The sequence below is a fragment of the Providencia sp. CIM-Carb-044 genome (assembly GCF_033901115.1).
Lineage (GTDB): Bacteria > Pseudomonadota > Gammaproteobacteria > Enterobacterales > Enterobacteriaceae > Providencia > Providencia hangzhouensis.
The window spans coordinates 1-2,548 of sequence record NZ_JAXADV010000045.1 but is presented as its reverse complement, the minus strand read 5'-3'; the positions used below and the strand labels follow the sequence as shown (position 1 = coordinate 2,548).

Sequence of the window (2,548 nt, the reverse complement as noted above, 5' to 3'; positions counted from 1 at the left end):
AAACCCGGTGATACTTTAGAGCAAACACTGAAAGCGTCTGACACCACAATTATTTTGTCTGCTCAAGCAGAAGCAACCGGTGCCGCCACTTCAGGTAGCATCAACTCTATCGCAAACTACGTATTAAGCTACGAATAAGATAGCCATCATGCCTAAGCAAAAGCTTTACGCTAATTAGCGTAAAGCTTTGTATTCCCACTATCGATTATCATAAGAGTGCCAACATGTATTTTAAGAAAAAAAATATAGGTTATATTATCTCACTCATTATGTGTGGTGGGTATACAAATGCGGAAACTTTTAATATCAATGCCCTTAATTTGTCTGCAGACGACAATATTGACCTAAGCTATTTTGAAAAAAATAGTTTAAGTGAAGGTTTATATGAATCGGATATTATTTTAAATGATAAAAAAATTATCCGCGGCGAAAAAATTAAGTTTATTAATCATGACGGAACGATTGAGCCGTGTATTACGGCACAATTAATAAAACGTTTCCCCTTAAATGAAGAAGCGAAAGAAATATTACTTTCGTCTCAAGAAAACGCATGTATTAATTTATTCTCTCTCGATAAAAATGTGGCTATCGATTTTAATGATAGCGAACAAGTCCTGAGTATTTCGATACCTCAGAAATATATGGCATCGACTTATTCTTCGTGGGTGAGCCCTGAAATGCGCGACTATGGGATTGCGGGGTTAATTTTAGATTATACGATTAGCGATAATCATTTAATCCGTAAAAACGAAGAAACACGTAACCAACTCTATGCCTTCGGGAATGTGGGCGCTAACTTCGCGCAATGGCGTTTACGGGCAAATTACCAATATGAGAATAAATTGGCGGGCGAAGATGGATGGGGTAGCAAGAAACGCAACTTAGATTGGGACCAAGTCTACGCTTTTAGGGACATTGCCAGCTTATCGGCGAAGTTGTTTGCCGGGGAAATTTTCATTAAATCAGACTTGTTTGATAGCGTGCGTTTCAAAGGCGTGAGCATGTTTACCGATGAAAGCATGATGCCACCGAACCTCAGAGGGTATGCCCCTCAAATTACTGGGGTTGCCGCCTCAAATGCAACGGTGACCTTATCACAAAATGGCCGTATCATCAGCCAAGTGAAAGTGCCGGCGGGCCCTTTTGTGATTAAGGATTTAAGTCAATCCATCATGGGCACCATAGATGTGACCGTGGCAGAGGATAACGGTAAAGAAACGAAATTTCAGTTTACGACAACCAATATTCCGTTTTTAACCCGTAAGGGGCAAGCGCGCTACACCTTGAATTTAGGTCAGCTATCCCCAAAAAATGGCACCCATGCTGACGACAATTTTATGACTGTCGAAAGCTCTGTTGGGGTGTTTAACCATACCTCTGTTTTTGGCGGAATCGTGGCAACATCAGGGAATAAATACAAAGCCATTAACCTCGGTATTGGCCAAAACATCGGCATTTTAGGGGCTTTTTCGGTGGATATCACCCAATCTTACGCCGACACCTTATTGGGGCGTGAGAAAGGCAAAAGCTACCGTATTAACTATGCCAAAGATTTACCGAGTATTGATGGGCAGTTGACATTAACCGGGTACCGTTTTGCCGACAGAACCTTTAACTCTTTATCCAATTTTGTTGAGCAAAACTTTACTGACAGACAAGATATCGATACCAATAAAGACAAACATGTTTTTTCATTGTCTTACGCTCAGCAATTACGTGGAATGAATGCGAGTGCGAATATCACCGCATCACGTAAAACCTATTGGAATGGTAAACAAAATAACTATTTCAGTGTGGGGCTCAATAAATTCTTCGATGAAGGCGTCATGAAAGGTGGGAATATCTCCCTGTCTTTAAACCAAGTCCGTGGGGCGAATAATAAAACGGATAACCAAGTTTATTTATCCGTCAGCAAACCATTAAGTACTGAAAACCAAAATGCATCGATATCGTATTTCGCCTCTTACAGTGACAGCAACAAGCGCTATGCAAATAACGTGAATTACAGTCGTCATGTTGATAGCAACACGAACTATAATTTAACCGCATCGACCCAAGATGGGTTATCGGAAGGCATGGTGAGCACCTATGTGTCACACAGCGCGGATGCCGGCCAAGTCCAAGTGACGGGGTCATTATCGGATTCCATGACGTCGCTAAGTATGACCATGAGTGGCTCGGTCACTGCGACACAGCACGGTATTTCCGCGCACCGTTTAACCTATCGTGACCAATCTCGCTTAGTGGTTGATGTGCCAAATGCGCAAGGCGTGATGATTGAAAATGGTCATGCGACGACGAATAGCCGTGGGTTAGCCACCATCAGTAACGTTCCGACCTACTATAATATGGAATACAAGGTGGATGTGAACAACCTGCCAGACACCGTAAACATTGATGATAATGTTTTAGCGTCTACACTCACTGATGGGGCAATCGGTTATGCTAAAATGGATGCAGATATTGGTAAGTCACTGATAACACGAATTAAGCTGGCTAATGGTCAATACCCACCATTAGGCTCAGTGGTGAAAAATAACGTAACGGG

1 protein-coding gene is annotated in these 2,548 nt (G+C 42.0%); it reads left to right on the top strand.

What is annotated here, in order from left to right; translation table 11 throughout:
- Positions 1-224 precede the first annotated feature (224 nt).
- Positions 225-2,548, top strand: a 2,324-nt coding sequence (locus SJ312_RS23100; RefSeq protein WP_319868405.1) for a fimbria/pilus outer membrane usher protein, incomplete at its 3' end; no start/stop codon positions are given.